A 209-nucleotide genomic window follows, 5' to 3' on the forward strand; every position below is an offset into this window, starting at 1 on the left:
GGTTTAGGCAAAGAGTATGCTGTTGAGGTTCGTTACCGAGTAAATAGTTTCGGAACACAACAATGGTCAAATTGGAGTGAAACAGTTTGTTCTGTATTCACTCCTGAATTCCCAACCACAGGAATGGTTGATGCACAATGTAGCTTGGTTGACTTTACCCCGGCCATGAATCAATACATTTATGCTGATGCGGTTACAAGTGCCACTCA

General features: G+C 42.6%; 1 protein-coding gene. It reads left to right on the forward strand.

Features of this window, described 5'->3' with window-relative positions; translation table 11 throughout:
• Positions 1 to 209, forward strand: a 209-nt coding sequence (locus HA632_RS00100; RefSeq protein ID WP_176305211.1) for a hypothetical protein, incomplete at both ends; no start/stop codon positions are given.

This window comes from Flavobacterium sp. J49 (genome assembly GCF_011742145.1).
Lineage (GTDB): Bacteria > Bacteroidota > Bacteroidia > Flavobacteriales > Flavobacteriaceae > Flavobacterium.